Annotated in this window: 18 protein-coding genes; 9 read left to right on the top strand and 9 right to left on the bottom strand. The window is 73.5% G+C overall.

The features are described 5' to 3' along the window. Nucleotides 1–41 precede the first annotated feature (41 nt). Nucleotides 42–224, top strand: a complete 183-nt coding sequence (locus KME80_RS04790; RefSeq protein WP_219500799.1) for a hypothetical protein — start codon at nt 42–44, stop codon at nt 222–224. Here the strand turns inward: KME80_RS04790 and KME80_RS04795 are convergent. Then, the gene (locus KME80_RS04795; protein WP_219500632.1) at nt 203–1,123 is read right to left on the bottom strand and encodes an ROK family protein; all 921 of its coding nucleotides are present in this window, start codon (nt 1,121–1,123) and stop codon (nt 203–205) included. The two genes, KME80_RS04790 and KME80_RS04795, sit on opposite strands and share 22 nt — an antisense overlap. A gap of 155 nt (nt 1,124–1,278) precedes the next feature. Here KME80_RS04795 and KME80_RS04800 point away from each other — a divergent pair, with 155 nt between their 5' ends. The 6 genes from KME80_RS04800 (at nt 1,279) to KME80_RS04825 (ending at nt 6,955) form a co-directional block, all read left to right on the top strand. Beyond that, entirely contained in the window at nt 1,279–2,133 is an 855-nt protein-coding gene (locus tag KME80_RS04800; RefSeq protein WP_219500633.1) for a bifunctional methylenetetrahydrofolate dehydrogenase/methenyltetrahydrofolate cyclohydrolase, read from the top strand. An 80-nt stretch (nt 2,134–2,213) separates the two neighbouring features. Beyond that, on the top strand, nt 2,214–2,948 hold the full coding sequence (locus KME80_RS04805; RefSeq protein WP_219500634.1) for an SDR family NAD(P)-dependent oxidoreductase: 735 nt from the start codon (nt 2,214–2,216) through the stop codon (nt 2,946–2,948). Nucleotides 2,949–2,973: 25 nt separating this feature from the next. After that, nucleotides 2,974–4,263 (top strand): MFS transporter, encoded by a 1,290-nt coding sequence (locus KME80_RS04810; protein ID WP_219500636.1) that lies wholly within the window; start codon nt 2,974–2,976, stop codon nt 4,261–4,263. Nucleotides 4,264–4,276: 13 nt separating this feature from the next. Beyond that, a complete protein-coding gene (locus KME80_RS04815; protein WP_219500638.1) occupies nt 4,277–5,407 on the top strand; it encodes a C45 family autoproteolytic acyltransferase/hydrolase in 1,131 nt (376 codons plus the stop codon). Further along, nucleotides 5,400–6,233, top strand: a complete 834-nt coding sequence (locus KME80_RS04820; RefSeq protein ID WP_219500639.1) for a polysaccharide deacetylase family protein — start codon at nt 5,400–5,402, stop codon at nt 6,231–6,233. The genes KME80_RS04815 and KME80_RS04820 overlap by 8 nt, the downstream gene beginning before the upstream one ends. Continuing rightward, on the top strand, nt 6,230–6,955 hold the full coding sequence (locus tag KME80_RS04825; protein ID WP_219500641.1) for an SDR family NAD(P)-dependent oxidoreductase: 726 nt from the start codon (nt 6,230–6,232) through the stop codon (nt 6,953–6,955). The genes KME80_RS04820 and KME80_RS04825 overlap by 4 nt, the downstream gene beginning before the upstream one ends. Nucleotides 6,956–6,965: 10 nt before the next feature. On the opposite strand, the gene KME80_RS04830 is transcribed toward KME80_RS04825, so the two are convergent. The 6 genes from KME80_RS04830 to KME80_RS04855 are packed head-to-tail and all read right to left on the bottom strand — an operon-like array spanning nt 6,966 to nt 13,552. Continuing rightward, complete coding sequence (locus KME80_RS04830) at nt 6,966–8,711, bottom strand: ABC transporter substrate-binding protein (RefSeq protein WP_219500644.1); 1,746 nt, start codon at nt 8,709–8,711, stop codon at nt 6,966–6,968. A 46-nt stretch (nt 8,712–8,757) separates the two neighbouring features. Further along, nucleotides 8,758–10,341 carry a thiamine pyrophosphate-dependent enzyme gene (locus KME80_RS04835; protein WP_219500646.1) on the bottom strand — a complete coding sequence of 528 codons (1,584 nt, stop codon included), beginning with the start codon at nt 10,339–10,341 and terminating at the stop codon, nt 8,758–8,760. After that, nucleotides 10,338–11,102: an ABC transporter ATP-binding protein gene (locus tag KME80_RS04840; protein WP_219500648.1), complete on the bottom strand. Its 765-nt coding sequence runs from the start codon at nt 11,100–11,102 to the stop codon at nt 10,338–10,340. Before KME80_RS04840 ends, KME80_RS04835 begins: the two co-directional genes overlap by 4 nt. Further along, the gene (locus KME80_RS04845; protein WP_308125617.1) at nt 11,095–11,844 is read right to left on the bottom strand and encodes an ABC transporter permease; all 750 of its coding nucleotides are present in this window, start codon (nt 11,842–11,844) and stop codon (nt 11,095–11,097) included. Before KME80_RS04845 ends, KME80_RS04840 begins: the two co-directional genes overlap by 8 nt. Then, complete coding sequence (locus tag KME80_RS04850; RefSeq protein WP_219500650.1) at nt 11,841–12,617, bottom strand: ABC transporter permease; 777 nt, start codon at nt 12,615–12,617, stop codon at nt 11,841–11,843. The genes KME80_RS04845 and KME80_RS04850 overlap by 4 nt, the downstream gene beginning before the upstream one ends. Beyond that, a complete protein-coding gene (locus tag KME80_RS04855; protein ID WP_308125618.1) occupies nt 12,614–13,552 on the bottom strand; it encodes an ABC transporter substrate-binding protein in 939 nt (312 codons plus the stop codon). The genes KME80_RS04850 and KME80_RS04855 overlap by 4 nt, the downstream gene beginning before the upstream one ends. 108 nt (nt 13,553–13,660) lie before the next feature. On the opposite strand from KME80_RS04855, the gene KME80_RS04860 reads away from it, so the two are divergent. Together KME80_RS04860 and KME80_RS04865 are read left to right on the top strand one after the other, a co-directional pair. Then, a complete protein-coding gene (locus KME80_RS04860; protein WP_219500652.1) occupies nt 13,661–14,416 on the top strand; it encodes an IclR family transcriptional regulator domain-containing protein in 756 nt (251 codons plus the stop codon). A 219-nt stretch (nt 14,417–14,635) separates the two neighbouring features. Continuing rightward, entirely contained in the window at nt 14,636–14,779 is a 144-nt protein-coding gene (locus KME80_RS04865) for a helix-turn-helix transcriptional regulator (protein ID WP_219500654.1), read from the top strand. Nucleotides 14,780–14,790: 11 nt separating this feature from the next. Here KME80_RS04865 and KME80_RS04870 read toward each other — a convergent pair whose 3' ends face one another. Both KME80_RS04870 and KME80_RS04875 read right to left on the bottom strand, forming a co-directional pair. Then, complete coding sequence (locus KME80_RS04870) at nt 14,791–15,609, bottom strand: MerR family transcriptional regulator (protein ID WP_219500656.1); 819 nt, start codon at nt 15,607–15,609, stop codon at nt 14,791–14,793. 52 nt (nt 15,610–15,661) lie between these two features. Beyond that, nucleotides 15,662–16,375: a GbsR/MarR family transcriptional regulator gene (locus tag KME80_RS04875; RefSeq protein WP_219500658.1), complete on the bottom strand. Its 714-nt coding sequence runs from the start codon at nt 16,373–16,375 to the stop codon at nt 15,662–15,664. Nucleotides 16,376–16,518: the final 143 nt, after the last annotated feature.

Consider the following 16,518-nt stretch of genomic DNA (forward strand, 5'->3'; position numbering starts at 1 on the left):
TCTGAGGGCTTCCGCCGCGTGATTGCTCCCCGGAGTCCCTCATGACACTGCTCGACGCATCCCTGCAGGCCCTCATCGCCGTGAACGGGTTCGCGACCAGCCCCTTCGTGCTCATCCTGCTCGCGTTCATCGGCGCCTACCTGGGCGGGCGGGTCGTCGAGCTCATCCCGTTCACCCGCCGGATCATCGAGCGGCGTGAGGCTCAGTTCGCCGAGCGCGAGTAGTCCCAGGCCAGTTTGGCGGCGCCGGCCAGCCCGGCCCGTACTCCCAGGGTGGTCGGCCGGACCCGCACCGCCCTGACGAACGCCAGCCCGCCGACGTCGTCGAGGGCCCGCGCCAGCGGCTCGAACAGCACCGGCCCGGCGCCCGACACCCCGCCGCCGACGACCACGGTGCTCACCTCGGTGGCGGCAGCCGTGGAGGCGATCATCCCGGCCAGCGCCGCGGCCCCCCGCTCGAAGGCGGCCACGGCGACCGGATCGCCGTCCGCCGCGTCGCGGGCCAGCATCCGCGCGTCCGGGCGCGCCGTCTCGGGGTGCTCCGAGCCGGGGCGCCAGCCGTTCTCCAGGGCCCAGCGGGTCATGTTGGGGCCGCTGGCGTAGCGCTCGACGCAGCCGCGCCCGCCGCACTCGCAGCGCTCGCCGTACGGGTCGATCGTCATGTGGCCGACGTGCCCGGCGTTGCCGGTGGGGCCGAGCAGCGGCCGCCCGCCGATGACGAGACCGCCGCCGATTCCGGTGGAGACGACCACGCCCAGCAGCGCCGAGCTGCCGCGCCCGGCGCCGAGCCAGTGCTCGCCGAGCGCCATGCACTGGGCGTCGCCGGCGAGCACGGTGGGCAGCCCGGTCAGCGCCCGCACCTCGTCGCGCAGCGGGAAGCGCCGCCAGCTCGGCATGTTCACCGGGCTGACGGTGCCGCGGTCGAGCGGCCCGGCGCAGCCGATCCCCACGGCGACCGGCGCGGGCCCGTCGCCGGTCACCTCGTCGACGAGCCCGCCGAGCGCGGCCATGACCTGCTCGCGGGGCGTGGGCCGGGTGGCGGAACGCAGCACGGCGCCCTCCTCGTCCACCAGCGCGGCGGCGAGCTTGGTGCCTCCGATGTCGATGGCGAGTACGTACGTCATCGGCGTGCGGGCGGGCGGGGGTGAGCGGACATGACCACCTCTCGAGGGAGCGCGCAATTCCGGCGAAGGTCACCATATGCCGTCCAAAGTCCGATGACAACGATGTCATTCGGGTCGTGGACGCCCGGCAGCCGGAGCGTGGAAGGATTGACCGCATGAGCGCAGTGAGACTCGACGGCAAGGCGACGGCAGCGAAGATCAAGGCGGACCTGGCGGCCCGGGTGACCGCGCTCAAGGAGCGTGGCATCACGCCCGGCCTCGGCACCGTGCTGGTCGGCGACGACCCGGGCAGCCAGATCTACGTGGCGGGCAAGCACCGCGACTGCGCCGAGGTCGGCATCTCCTCCATCCGCGTCGACCTGCCCGCGACCGCCACCCAGGCCGACGTCGAGGCCGCCATCGACGAGCTCAACGCCTCGCCCTCCTGCACCGGCTACATCGTCCAGCTCCCGCTGCCCAAGCACCTCGACACGATGGCGCTGCTGGAGCGGATGGACCCGGCCAAGGACGCCGACGGCCTCCACCCGGTCAACCTGGGCCGCCTGGTCCACATGGTCGACGCGCCGCTCCCGTGCACGCCCCACGGCATCGTCCTGCTCCTGCAGCAGTACGGGGTGCCGATCAAGGGCGCCGAGGTCGCCGTGGTCGGCCGCGGCATCACCGTGGGCCGCTCGCTCGGCCTGCTGCTGACCCGCCGCAGCGAGAACGCGACCGTGACCCTCTGCCACACCGGCACCCAGGACCTGGCCGCGCACGTGCGCCGCGCCGACATCGTGGTGGCCGCGGCCGGGGTGCCCGACCTCATCACCGCCGACATGGTCAAGCCGGGCGCCGCCGTGCTCGACGTCGGCGTCTCCCGCGTCAACGGCAAGATCGCCGGTGACGTGGCGGCCGACGCGGACGACGTCGCCGGCTTCCTCACGCCCAACCCGGGCGGCGTCGGCCCGATGACCCGCGCCCTCCTGCTGTCCAACGTGGTGGAGGCCGCCGAGCGCACATCCGTCATCTGACGGACGCCACGGGCCGCCCACCGGCCCAGGATGGTCCTCAAAGCTCCTACCAGGGCATACGCCGGTAGGGAGGGAGGACCATGGAGCTCGAAGGACTGGTCGCCGCCGTCACCGGCGGCGCCGCCGGTCTCGGCGCCGCCATCGTCGACGGCCTGCGCGCACGCGGCGCCCAGGTCGTCTACGGCGACCTTCGCGACGACCGCCCGCCGTCGGCCGGCGCCCTCTACCACCCCCTGGACGTACGCGACCGCGACTCCTGGGACGCCTTCGCCGAGACCGTCCGCGCCACCCACGGCCGGCTCGACATCCTCGTCAACAACGCCGGCGTCAGCGCCCGCACCGGCCTGCTCGACACCGCCGACGACGACTGGGACCGGATCCTGCGCACCAACCTGTGGGCGCCGTGGACCGGCATCCGCGCCTTCGCCGCCGAGCTGACGGCCAGCCCGCACGCCAGCGTCGTCAACATCGGCTCCGTCTACGGCCAGGTGCCGCCGCCCGGCCCGCCCTCGCCGCCCTCCTCCGTGGCCTACCAGGTCAGCAAGGCCGGGCTGCACATGCTCACTAGGACCGCGGCCGTCGAGCTGGCCTGCCGCGGCATCCGCGTCAACGCCGTGCTGCCCGGCGTGTTCGTCACGCCGCTGCTGCGGCAGCTCTCCGACGACCAGCTCAGGCCCCGGATCGAACGCGCCCCGATGGCCCGCCCGGGCGACCCCGCCGACGTGGCCGAGGCGGTCGCCTACCTGGCCTCGCCCCGCGCGTCGTTCGTCACCGGCGTCCTGCTGCCGGTCGACGGCGGCTACACCGCCTCATGACCCCCCCGAGAAGTGAGAGGTCGCGATGAGCGACAACAGCACCCTGAACCGGACCGGCGGCTCCATGCGCGCCGTCGTCGCCGGCTCCTTCGGCAACATCATGGAGAACTACGACAACCTGGTGTACGGCTACACCGCCGCCACACTGGGCAAGCTGTTCTTCCCCGAATCGGACGGCCTCGTCGGCACCCTCTACACGTTCGCGGTGTTCGCCGTCGGCTTCCTCATGCGCCCGCTCGGCGCGATCACGTTCGGGCACGTCGGCGACAAGTTCGGCCGCCGGATCGCGCTGGTGGTCAGCGTGCTCCTGATGGGCGCGGCCACCACGTTGATCGGCCTGCTGCCCACGTACGAGAGCATCGGCGTGCTCGCGCCGCTGCTGCTGGTGGTCCTGCGGATGGTGCAGGGCTTCTCGGTGGCGGGCGAGTGGGCGGGCTCGGCGGCCTTCCTCGTCGAGTACGCCCCGGCGCGGCGGCGCGGCTTCTTCGGCAGCTTCAACCAGGTCTCCACGGCGGCCGGCTTCCTGCTCGCCTCCGGCGTGGTGGCGCTCAACTCCACGATCTTCACCGAGGAGCAGGTGCTCGCCTGGGCGTGGCGGATCCCGTTCCTGCTGTCGGCGCTGACGGCCGTGGCCGCGCTCTGGCTCCGGTACGGCCTGGACGAGACGCCGGCGTTCGCCGAGGAGCAGGAGAAGGGCGCGACGGCCAAGAGCCCGCTCAAGGAGGGGCTGCGCACCGAGTTCCCGAGCATCCTGCGCGGGTTCGGCTTCACCATGCTGTGGACGGTCGCGTACTTCTTCTTCCTCACCTACCTGCCGACCTGGCTGGCGGACGTGGCCGGGGTGGACCCGGGCGTGGCGCGGGCCTCCAACATCGTCGGGCTGGTCGTGCTGACCGTGTGCATCGCCTCGTTCGGCGCGCTGTCGGACCGGGTCGGGCGCAAGCCGCTGCTCATCGCGGCCGCCGCCGGGTTCCTGGTGCTGAGCTGGCCGGTCATGCTGCTGCTGCAGCACGGCGGCACGTTCGGCGTGTTCGCCGGGCAGATCGTCATCGCGGTCGTCCTGGCCATGTTCTCGGGACCCGGCCCGGCGGCGCTGTCGGAGATGTTCCCGACGAAGCTGCGGTATTCGACGATGTCCATCGGCTACAACTTCGCGGTCATGGCGTTCGGCGGCACGGCGCCGTTCGTGGCCACGGGCGCGATCCAGCTCACCGGGTCCGACATGTCGCCCGTGGTGCTGCCGATCGTCTCCGCGTTCGTCACGCTCCTCGTCGTGATCGGCATGCGGGAGACCGCCCACCGGCGCCTGCACTAGGAGGGAACCGACCATGAACCCACCCGTTGTCGCGGTCCAGGGCACCTACGAGGAGATGGGCGCCGAGCTCGGCCGCCGCACCGCCGGCCTGGTCGAACAGAGCCTCGGCACCTACCTGCGCCGCTTCCGGGACCAGGCCGGGCTCGGCGACGCCGACGTGCGCCGCTGGGGCGCCACCTACCTGGAGGTCGCCAGGGACTACGACCCCCGCATCGCGCGGATGCTCGAAGGGCTCGCCGCCGGCGCGGGCCGGCCGGTCGAGCACATCACCGCGCTCAACGCGCGCACCGAGATGCTGTACGGGACCGGCTACCGGGACGAGGGATGCACCTCGGTCGCGGCCATCGGCAAGCACACCCGCGACGGCCACACGCTGCTCGCGCAGAACTGGGACTGGCACCCGGAGCAGGGCCCGGTCACGTTCCTGCTGGCGACCCGCGACACCGACGGGTTCGCGGTGCTGACGCTGGCCGAGGCCGGGATGCTGGCCAAGTCGGGACTCAACTCGGCGGGGCTCGGCGTGTGCGCGAACCTGCTGGTCTCCGACCGCGACACCGGCGGGGCCGGGGTGCCGTACCACTATCTGCTGCGCGGCGTGCTGCAGTCGCGCACGATGAGCGAGGCGCACCGCAAGGCGCTGGACGTGACGCGGATCTCCTCCGGCAACCTGCTCATCGCCGACGCCGGAGGCGAGGCGATCGACCTGGAGGTGGCGCCGGGCGTGTTCGGCGCGCTGCTGCCGGAGGGCGGGCTGATCACGCACTCCAACCACTTCCAGTGCCCGCTGCCGCTGACCGACAGGAAGGCGGCCACCTCGGCGCTCACGCTGCTGCGGCCGGCGAGGGCGCGCCACCTGCTGGAGGACGCCGCCGCCGCGCGCACGCTGGAGCCGCGCGACCTCGTCGCCGCGCTGCGCGACCACTACTCCCACCCCGACAGCATCTGCCGGCACGCCGACCCGGACGCCCCAGCCGCCGAGGTGGTGACGACCGTCTACTCGGTGCTGATGGACCTGAACCGGCGGGAGCTCAGCATCGCGCCGGAGCCGCCCTGTTCGCACCCGTACGAGCGGTGGCGGCTGGACGACGTGTTCGAGCCCGGCGCCGTACCCGAGGTCTGCTTCCCTGAGGAGGGCCATGCCTGAGAGCACGATCTGCCTGACGTTCGACTTCGACGCCATCTCGCTCTGGCTGGCGCGCGGGATGACGTCGCCGGGGCCGGTCTCGCGCGGCGAGTTCGGCGCGCACGCGATGCCGCGCATCCTCAAGGCGCTCGCCAGGCGCGGGATCACCGCGACGTTCTTCGTCCCCGGCCACACCGTCGACACCTATCCGGCCGAGTGCGCCGCCATCGCCGAGGCCGGGCACGAGATCGCCCTGCACGGCTACGCGCACGAGCCGGTGTCGAAGCTCGACCGGGCCGGCGAGCTCGCGGCGGCCGTGCGGGCCCGCGACTCCATCAGGAGGGTCACCGGCTACGAGCCCACCGGCAACCGGACGCCGAGCTGGGACTTCACCGCCTCGACCGTGGACGTGCTGCTGGAGCTGGGCTGCGAGTACGACTCCAGCCTGATGGGCACCGACTACACGCCCTACTACGCCAGGCGCGGCGACGTGGCCGACGCCGACGGGCCGTACCGGTTCGGGGAGCCGACGCCGCTGGTCGAGCTGCCGGTCTCCTGGTCGCTGGACGACTACCCGCAGTTCGAGTATCTGCGGACGGACACGGCGATCATGCCGGGGCTGCGCGATCCGGGCACGGTGTTCGGCAACTTCCTGGACGACGTGGACTACATGGTCCGGGAGGAGCCGGGCGGCGTGTGCGTGCTGACCTTCCATCCGCAGGTGATCGGCCGGGGGCACCGGATGATCGGGCTGGAGCGCTTCCTCGACGCCTGCCTGGAACGGCCGCTGGCCTTCCGCACCTGCCAGGAGGTCGCCCGCGCCTTCCGCGCCGGGGACGGCTCGTGAGGTTCGCCGGCCGTACGGTGCTCGTGCTGGGCGCGGCGGGCGGGATCGGCGCGGCGGCCTGCGCGGCGCTGTCGCGCGAGGGGGCGCGGGTGGTCGCCGCCGACGCGCCCGGGGCCGGCGCCGAGCTGGCCGCCGACCTGGCCGAGCCGGGCGCCGCCGCGGCCGTCGTGCGGGAGGCGTGGCGGTCCCACGGCCCGCTGGACGCGCTGCTGCACGTGGCGGGGCTGTTCCCGGCGCGGCGGGCGCTGGAGTCGACCGAGGAGCTGTTCGACCGGGTCATGGCCGTCAACACCCGCTCGGCGCTGATGGCCGCCACCACGCTGGCCGGCCTGTGCGCGGGCCGCCCGGCCGCCGTCGTGTTCACCAGCTCGGGCGGGGCGGGCCGTCCGCGCCCCGGCACCACCGTCTACGCCGCATCCAAGGCCGCGCTGGAGGCCGTGACCCGCGGCCTCGCGCTGGAGCTGGGCCCGCTGGGCGTCCGGGTCAACGCCGTCGCCCCGGGCTTCGTCGACGTGGGCTCCGCGCTGAACCCGGTCCCGGCCGCCTACGTCGAGGCCGTCGCCGCCGGCAGCCCGGCCGGCCGCGTCGCCGGGCCCGGCGACATCGTGCCCAGCCTGCTGTGGCTCTGCTCCGGCGAGTCGGCCTGGGTCAACGGGCACGTGCTGGCCGCCGACGGCGGCGCCGGGCTCGGCTCGCCCGCCGCGCCGTCATGGCTGAGCTGAGCCGGAGCCGTCATGGCCGGGCTGATCCGGCGCGGAAGGCGTGCTGCGCCAGCTCCACCGGCGCGATCACCCGGCTGCGGCCGTCCTGCACCTGGTGGACGAGGTGCGCGTGGGCCAGCGAGGCGTCCCACGTGTCGTCCGGGTAGGCCAGCGCCCGCTGGCCGCGCCCGCCGAAGTAGTACGGGCCCGCCGCCCCCCGGTGCACGCCCTCGCGCAGCGAGCGCACCACCGCCCCGAAGTCCCACGGCCTGCCGACCTCCGACCAGGCGCCGGCCAGCATGTGGATCATGTCGTAGTGGATGGCCGCGCTGCCGCTGCCCGGCTCGTCCCCGTAGGCGTGCCGGTAGCGGCGCATGAACCTGGCGCTCACCGGGTCCCCGTACGTGCCGATGACCGTGGACCACAGCAGGCCCTCGGCCAGCCCCTCCATCCGCTCCTCGAACCGGGGGATCGTCGGCGTCCACACCGTGTAGACCAGCGACCGGCTGCCCGACCCGCGCAGCTCCTCCAGGAACCGGCGCAGCTCGTCCTCCACGTACGTGCACACCAGCACGGCCGCCGGCTCGATCGCCTGGATGCCGGCCACCACCTCGGGCCACGGCACCCGCGTGTCGGCGATCGGCACCATCGCGGCCAGGTCCCAGCCGCGCGCCCCGGCCAGCTCGTCCAGCTCGGCGGCCCGGTGCGGGTCGTGGTCGTCCTCGCGCACCAGCGCCACCAGCCGCCGGTTGTCCGGCCGCCACTGCCCGGAGGTGTCGAGCAGATCCAACGTCCGGACGAACCCGGACAAGTACGCCGTCTCGGTGGCACACACCTGGAACGTCTGCCCGAGCATGCCGGGATTGTCGTGCACGTGCTCGGTGATCGACGGCGACACCATCGCGTGCATCAGCGGCGCCCGGTACTCGGCCGCCAGGGTGATCGCGCCCAGGTGGTAGCGCGGGCTCACGTTGCCCAGCGTGATGGCGTCCACGTCGTGCGAGCGCAGGTACTCCACCGCGCGCAGCAGGTCGCCGTCCGTGTCGCCGGACACCTCGATCGCCAGGTGGTCGATCCGCCGCCCGCCCACGCCGCCGCGCGCGTTGACCTCCTCCACCGCGATCGCCGCGCCCCGCCGCATCGCCAGCGCGTCGAACCGCCTCGGCCCGTCGAGCGGGTAGATCGCGCCCAGCCGGATCGGCCGCCTGACGGACCCGCCGCCCGGCCCCGGCCTCGGCGCCGGCTCGGCCCGGGTGCAGCCGCCGGTCACCCGGCCCACCGCCGTGACCGCGAACCCCTCCGGCCCGGAGAACGGCGCAAGCAGCGCCTCCTCGTCCACGGCCAGCGCCGCCGCCGCCGTCCGCGTCGGCGCGCCCAGCTTGACCAGGATCCGCTCGACATGCGTGGCCACGGTACGGGCCCCGCACCCGACGCGCTCGGCCGCCTCCGGGTTCGTCATGCCGACGGCCACGCAGGTCAGCACCTCGTGCTCGCGCTCCGTCAGCCCCCACGGCGCCTCGCACCGCCGCGCCTCCAGCCCGGTCACGGTGCCGCGCCCGGTGACGGACACCTCGACGCTCACCCGGTACAGCCGCCGGTCCGCGCCCCGCCAGTAGTAGCGCAGCAGCCCCGGCCCCTCGCCGGCGGCCCGCATCGCATGCTGGACCAGAGGACGATTACGCGCGAAGAACCCGGCGGCGCCGGTCACGACCCGCTTCCCGGGTTCGACCACGAGCCTGGCCCGGAACTCCGGCTCCGCCTCCAGACGTCTCTCCATTTCGTGACGATACCGGCCATATCCCACAAACCGCCACCGCCTGGGCTCAGGGTTGGAAGTTGAGGTCGACGCTCACCTGGATGTCCAGCAGCAGGGGGTCGGGGCGGGTGCGCAGGGCCGGGATCACCTCGTCCAGCGTCGCCGTCAGCGCGGCGTGGTCGTCGATCCGCCTGGCCTCGCAGCCGAGCGCCCTGGCCAGGCCGCTCACGTTCACCTCGTCGAAGGCCGGCCAGGGGGCCTTGCCGCCCTGCTTGTCGGCCAGCCGGTCCATGATCGCGTACCGGCCGTTGGCGAGCACCACGAACAGCGCGCCCACCCGGTAGTGGGCGGCGCTCCACAGGGCCTGCACGCCGTAGAGGGCCGACCCGTCGCCGGCGACCGCCACGACCGGCCGGTCCGGCAGCGCCATCCGCAGCCCGACGGCGGCGGGCAGCGCGAACCCGAGTCCGCCCATCGCCGCCGACACGAACCCGAGCGGGTTGCGCGCCGGCATCAGCCGGTGCAGGTCGGGCCGCGACGACGGGGTCTCCTCGACGAGCACCACGTCCCGGGGCAGCCGGGCGGCGAGCTCCGCCAGCACGTGGGCGGGCCGCAACGGCCGCCCGCCCGGGGGCGGCCCGAGCGCCTCGGCGCGCGGTCGGGGGACGGCCGTCACGGGCCGGGCGGGCACCAGGCCGAGCAGGGCGGCGCAGGCGGCGGCCGGTGCGGCCAGGCAGGCCAGGTCGGCCGGGCTGCGGTGCGCCTCCTCGGGGTCGTCGGTGACGAGCGCGACCAGAGTGCCCGGCTCCACCAGAGGCCCGGGCGCGTACGGGTACTGCCGGAACACCGGCGCACCCACGGCGAGCACCACGTCGTGCCCGGCGAGCGCGGCCCGCAGGCGCGGCCGGTCGGCCGGCAGCACGCCCGCGTACTGCGGATGGTCCTGCGGGAACCCGGCCCGCGCGCCGAACGACTCCTGCCACACCGGGCACCCGAGCCGCTCCGCCAGCGCGACCAGCGGCTCCCACGCGCGCACCCCCGCCCCTGCCACGATCGCGGGGGAGCGCGCCCCGGCCAGCATCGCGGCCAGCGGCCCCACGTCACCGGCCGCCTCCGCCCGCACCAGCCGCGCGGGCGCGGCGGGGGTCTCGCCCTCGTACGGCGCCGCCCAGTCGTCCATCGGCACCACGACCAGCGCCGGCCCCCGGTACGTGACGGCCCGGTGGCAGGCGGCGGCCACGGCTCCGGGCACGTCCTGCGCCCGGACCGGCTGGTCGACGTGCACCGGGTAGTCGCCGGCCAGCCCCGCCAGCCGCCCGGCCAGGAACGGCTCCAGCGCCAGATGCCGCCGGTCCTGCTGCCCGACGAGAATGACGAGCGGCACCCGGTTCACCCGGGCGGTGGCGATGGCGCCGACGGCGTTGCCCAGCCCGGCCGTGGTGTGCAGCACGGCCAGCGCGGGCGCGTCGTGCCCGATGGCCCAGCCGGTGGCCATCCCGACCACCGACCCCTCGTGCAGCGCGAGCGTGAAGGTGAGGTCGTCGGGCAGCCCGGTCAGCAGCGACACCTCGGTCGAGCCCGGATTGCAGAAGATCGTCGTCAGCCCGGTGCGGCGCAGCACCTCGAACGTGGCGTCCCTGACCGTCGTCATCCCCGGGCCGCCTGGATCCGCGCGTAGACGTGCCCGCGCAGCTCGCCGAACCTGGGCAGCGACCGGGTTTTGAGCTGGTCCCGGTCGGGCGGCAGGTCGATCTTCAGGTCCTCGGTGACGACCGTCGGCGACGACGACAGCACGATCACCCGCTGTCCCAGGTAGACGGCCTCGTCGATGTCGTGCGTGACGAACAGCGTGGTCACCTCCAGGTCCCGCCACAGGCGCAGGATCAGGTCCTCCAGGTCCGCCCGGGTCTGCGCGTCGACGGCCGCGAACGGCTCGTCCATCAGCATCACCTGAGGCTCGTACGCCACCGCGCGGGCGATCGCCACCCGCTGCTGCATGCCGCCGGACAGCTGCCACGGATGCGCCTGGGCGGCGTCGGCCAGCCCCACCGACTCCAGCGACTGCGTGACCAGCTCCCGGCGCCTCGGCGCGGGCACCTTCTTCTCCTTCAACGGCAACTCCACGTTCTGCCACACGGTCATCCACGGGAACAGGCTGCGGCCGTACTCCTGGAAGACCACCGCCATGCGCGGCGGCGGCCCGGTGACGGGCACCCCGTCCAGCCGCACCTCGCCGGTGCTCGCGGGGAGCAGCCCGGCGACCATGCGCAGCAGCGTCGTCTTGCCGCACCCGGACGGCCCCACGACGCACACCAGCTCCCCGGCCGCCACCTCGAACGTCAGCGACCGGATCGCCTCGACGCTGCGTCCCGGGTTCTCGTACGTCTTTCCCAGCCGGTCGATCTCAAGCACGCGCGGCTCCGCTGCCGTAGTACCAGGACAGGACCCACCGCTCCAGGCGGCGGAAGAGCAGCGAGAGGCCCAGCCCGAGCAGCCCGAGCAGCAGGATGCCGCTCCACATCTCGGCGATCTGGAACTGCCGCTGGAACAGCACGATCGTGAACCCGAGCCCGCTGGAGCTGGCGAACATCTCGCTGATGACCATGAGGATGATGCCGATCGACAGGGCCTGCCGCAGCCCGGCCATGATCTGCGGGCCGGCCCCGGGCAGCACGAACCTGCGCAGCCTCGACCCGCCGCGCACCCCGTACATCCGGCAGGTGTCGGCGAGCACCCCGTCCAGCGCGCGCACGCCCTCGACGGTGTTGAGCAGGACGGGCCACACGCAGCCGGAGACGATGACGAGCACCTTCATCGGCGTGTCGATGCCCGCCAGCAGCATGATCAGCGGGACCAGCACCGGCGGCGGGATCGCCCGGAAGAACTCCAGTACCGGCTCCAGCGTGGCCCGCAGCCTCGGCGACAGCCCGATCGGCACGCCCAGCCCGATCCCCAGCAGCGCCGCCAGCGCGTAACCCGCCAGCAGCCGTCCCACGCTGGGCAGCACGTCGCCGGTCAGCCGCTCGGAGAGCCACGTCTCGGCGAACGCCACCGCGACCCGGTCCGGGCTCGGCAGGTAGAACGACCCGCCGCTGACCGCCCACCAGACCAGCACCAGCAGCGCGGGCACCCCGAGCAGCCTGACGACCCTCACCCGGCCACCTCCCCGCGCACGGCCGGATGCCAGGCCAGCACCCGGCGTTCCAGCAGCCGTACGGCGGTGTTGACGCCGATGCCGATCAGCCCGGCGACGACGACGAGCGCGTACACGGTGGAGACCGCGCCGCTGCTCTGCGCCACCTGGATCTGCGCGCCCAGCCCGGGGCTGCCGATCACCAGCTCCGCGGTGACCGCCAGGATGAACGCCACCGCCGCCGCCAGCCTGAGCCCCGTCATCACGTACGGCAGCGCGGTCGGCCACACCAGGTGCCGCACCCGCGACCAGGCCGACAGCCCGTAGGCGCGAGCGGTGTCGTCGGCGACCGCATCGACCGCCGCGACCCCGTACAGCACCTGGATGAGCACCTGCCAGAACGACGCGTACACCACCAGCAGCAACGTCGACCCGAGCGACGGCCCGAACAGCAGCGTCGCCAGCGGCACCAGCGCCACCGACGGGATCGGCCGCAGGAACTCCACGGTCGAGCTCGTCGCCGCCCGCAGCCCCGGCACCACGCCGATCACCACCCCGGCCGCCACCGCCAGCGCGAACGCCAGCGCCAGCCCCGCCGCCCAGCCGCGCATCGTTTCGCCCAGCGCCACCCACAGCCCGGCCGTGGCCAGCTCGCCGGCGAGCGTGCGCAGAATCTCCGAAGCCGGAGGCAGGAACCGCTCATCGACCAGCCCGAGCCGGGGCGCCGCCTCCAGCACGGCCAGCAGCCCGGCCGGCCCGATCAGCCCGAGCAGCCCGTGGTGCGGCCGGCTCACGGCACCAGCTCCGAGACGTCGATCTCGGCGTTCAGCACGCCGTCGGCCAGCGCCAGGTCCGCGATCGTCTGCACCGACGCGCGGTTCACCTCGGCGGGCCACTTCGGCAGGTAGATCTTCTCGATCACCTCGGGCGCGATCTTCGTGTACGTCGACAGTACCTGGCGCACCTCGTCCGGATGCGTGTCGGCGTACTCCAGCGACTTGCGCATCGCCGCGGTGAACCGCTTGGTCAGGTCAGGGTCGGTCCGGCTCGTGGTGAAGTACATGGCCACGGTCAGCGCGTCGGCGGCGTCGGCGAAGTTCCACGCCACCGGGCGGGCGCCCTGGCTGATCGCCTGGCTCACGAACGGCTCCACCACCCAGATGGCGTCCACCCTGTCGTTCTCCAGCGCGGCCGGGGCGTCGGGGAAGGGCAGCTCGACGAACTCGATGCCGTCCGGGTCGCCGCCGTCCTTGCGCACCGAGGCGCGGATCGTGGTGTCGCCGATGTTCTTCAACTGGTTGACCGAGACCTTCTTGCCCGCCAGGTCCTTGGCCGACCTGATCGGGCTGCCCGGCTTGACCAGCACCGCGCTGAAGTCCTTGCCCGGCTCGCCGGTCGAGGAGACGCCGTTGGCCACCACCCTGATGTCGAGCCCCTGCTGCTTGGCTGTCAGCAGCGAGGTGGTGTTGGCGAAGGCGAACTGGAACTGCCCGCTCACCGCGCCCGTGATGCTCGCCGCCCCGCCCTGGACCGGGGTGATCGTCAGGTCGATGTCCTGCTCGTCGAAGAACCCCTTGGCCTTGCCCAGGTGGATCGGCGCGGTGTCGACGATCGCGATGACACCGGCGTTGACCTTGTCCTTGCCCGTGCCCTCGCCCGGCGGGGCCTGGGGTCCGCCGCACGCGGCGGCCAGTAACAGGACGAGGGGGACCGCGAGAGCGAGACGCACGATGTTCTCCCGATTGTCTGTTCGCTATGCGCACATTTATTCTCTGGTCGAACACCCCCCGCTACGCGGGAACATACGCGCTCACCGCCCCATGTCAAGGGATCTCCGATGGCTGATCACGTCCAGTCGCTGGCCCGTGGGCTCGCCGTCATCCGCGCCTTCAGCGCCGTCTCGCCCGCGCTGACCTTGAGCGACGTGGCGCGGGCCACCGGGCTCACGCGGGCGGCGGCCCGGCGCCTTTTGCTGACATTGACGGATTTGGGATATGTGCGGAACGACGGCCGGCTGTTCTCCCTCACTCCCCGCGTCCTGGAGCTCGGGTACGCGTACCTCTCCAGCCTGTCGCTCCCCGAAGTCGCCGCGCCCCATCTGGAACGCCTCGCCGCCGACGTCCACGAATCGGCGTCCGTGGCCGTGCTCGACGGCGAGGACGTCGTGTACGTGGCCCGCGTCGCCACCGCCCGCATCATGCGCGTCACCATCAGCATCGGGACCCGCTTCCCCGCCTACTGCACCTCCATGGGCCGCGTCCTCCTCGCCGCCCTGCCCGCGGCCGCCCTCGACGCCTACCTCACCCGCGCCCGCCTGCGCCCCCTCACCGCCCGCACCATCACCCAGCCACCGGCCCTCCACGCCGAACTCGACCTCGTACGCGCCCAGGGCTGGGCCATTGTCGACCAGGAACTGGAGGAAGGGCTCCGCTCCCTGGCCGTCCCCATCCGCGACCGATCGGGCACGACGGTGGCGGCGGTGAACGTGTCCACGCACGCCAGCCGGATGACCCTGGCCCAGGCTCGCCGCGACCTCCTGCCCCGCCTCCAGGCCACCGCCACCCACATCGAAGCCGACCTCACCCCGTCCTGACCCCCTGACCGCAAGGTCCTCGCCCGGGAGCGCGCTTCGCGCGGGGCGGCTCGGGCTGTGTCGCCGGGGGGAGCCGAGCTCCCCCGCGCCCCCTTGCCGGTGGCCTCCGGCCCCCGGACCCCCGAGCGTGGCGCGGCGACCGAGCACGAGGGAGGCCAAGCCGGTCGTTCGTCGAACACACCCCCAACTACCTCGCGTGGACGCCACCGTCACCTGGACGTGAGCGCCGAGCACCTGGATCGGCTCCTGCACGGTCGGGCCCCGCTCACCACCGAGATCGCCCAGCGCCTTGAGCCGGTGACCGGCATGCCCGCCCGGCCGTGGATCCGGCCGGAGGCCGACTACCGGCGGATTCTCGGCTGACGGCGGGGGCGTCAGCTCCAGGTGGCCGTGTCGGGGTCGATGCCGCAGGCTCGCGCGTTGGCGTCGATGATGTCGCGCAGCCAGCAGGCCAGGCCCGGCTCGAGGTCGTCGTAGTAGTCCGCGAACCCCGGCTCCTCGGCCTGCTTCCTGCCCAGGCAGACCTGCATCGCGTGCGTGCAGTCGAAGTACGCGCCGATGGACGCCCGGTGCCGTTCGGCCAGGGCGTTGGCCTCGGTGCTTCCCGGCGTGACGCCGGCGCGTTTGGCGGCTGCCAGGTCGTGCTCCAGTGCCGCCTTGGAGTCGGCGACCTGTTGCCAGTCCTCGGGGGTCCTGCCGGCGGCGCGTTCGGCGTACTGGACCCATTGGGGTGTGTCGCCCCAGCGGTCGCGGGCGCCGGCGATCCAGGACGGCTCCCAGCGCCGGCCGAAGATCGCGACCTGCTCCTCAGCGGAGAGCAGGATGCCGGCGCTGGCGGCTTCGATCATGCGGTCGACCGCGCCGACCATCGTCCGGAGGCGGGAGATGCGGTCGAGGAGCTGGGCGCGCTGCTGTTTCAGCGGCACGGTCATGTCGGCCGAGGGGGCGTCGAGGAGTTCGCCGATGTCTTCGAGGGGCAGGCCGAGCTCGCGGTAGATGAGCACGCGGTGGATGCGGGCGATGTCGGCCGCCGAGTAGAGCCGGTAGCCGCCGGAGGTGCGCCCGGACGGGCTGACGAGCCCGATCGCGTCCCAGTGGTGCAGGGTGCGGACGGTGACTCCCGCGTGGGAGGCCGTGGCCCCGACGGTCAGCCCGTCGGCTCCCGCGGCTTCGTCCGTCGCGCTGCTGGTCACGCCGTCGAGTCTGCCATGCGTGCCCGGCCGGCGTGCCTCCCGGGGGGCGTGCTCAGCGTTGCCCGGCGTTGCGGGCGCGCCACTGGTCCATGGCCTGCCGGTGGGCGTCGGTGACGAGGTGGAGGAAGTCGGCGGAGGCCTCGAACCGGGCGCCCGCCGGGGTGGTGGTCCCGAGGATCGCGCCGCCGCGCCGTGACGCGGCGATCAGGATCTCGTTCATCTCCAGGGCCGCCTGGATGGACCGCAGCCACATGTCCTCGTCCATGACGTAGCGCTCGCGCCGCCCGCCGGGGTCGCGTTCGCGCCTGAGCATGCCCTGCTGTTCGAGGAAGGTGACGGCGTGCGAGATCGACGCGGGGCTGACGCGCAGCCGCTGGACCAGGTCGGCGGCGGTGAGGCTGCCCGAGTCGGTGACGTACAGGCTGGCCAGCACCCTGGCCGCCATCTTCGGCAGCCCCTGCTGGGCGAGCAGGTCGGTGAAGGAGCGGGTGAAGTCCTCGACCGCCTGCGGGTCGCGTCCGTGGCCGCTTTCGGGGACGGGCGGCGGGGGAGGCTGGGTCCGCTTGCGCCGGCGGGCGCGCACCTGGGTGGCCTCCTGCGCCCGGTCGGCCCCGTAGCCGTCGGGGCCGCCGTTGCGGGTGACCTCCCGCATGATCGTCGAGGCGGGCCGTCCCAGCCGCCGGCCGATCTCCGCGTATCCGAGCCCTTCGGCCAGCCATGCGGCGATGTTCTCCCGGTCCTGGCCGGTCAGTCTGCCTCCGGGCATCGGTGCTCGGCTCCCCTCGGTCGGCGTGCGCGTGACTCTGCTGCACAGTATGCGTTCACCCGCACCTCATTGCAATAGCAGCGTACCTTCCTCCTTTGCGTTCAGTGTCATACTCATTGCAAAGAAGACTCTCTAGCTCCAAA

The organism is Nonomuraea ceibae (assembly GCF_019396325.1).
In the GTDB taxonomy this organism is placed as follows: domain Bacteria; phylum Actinomycetota; class Actinomycetes; order Streptosporangiales; family Streptosporangiaceae; genus Nonomuraea; species Nonomuraea ceibae.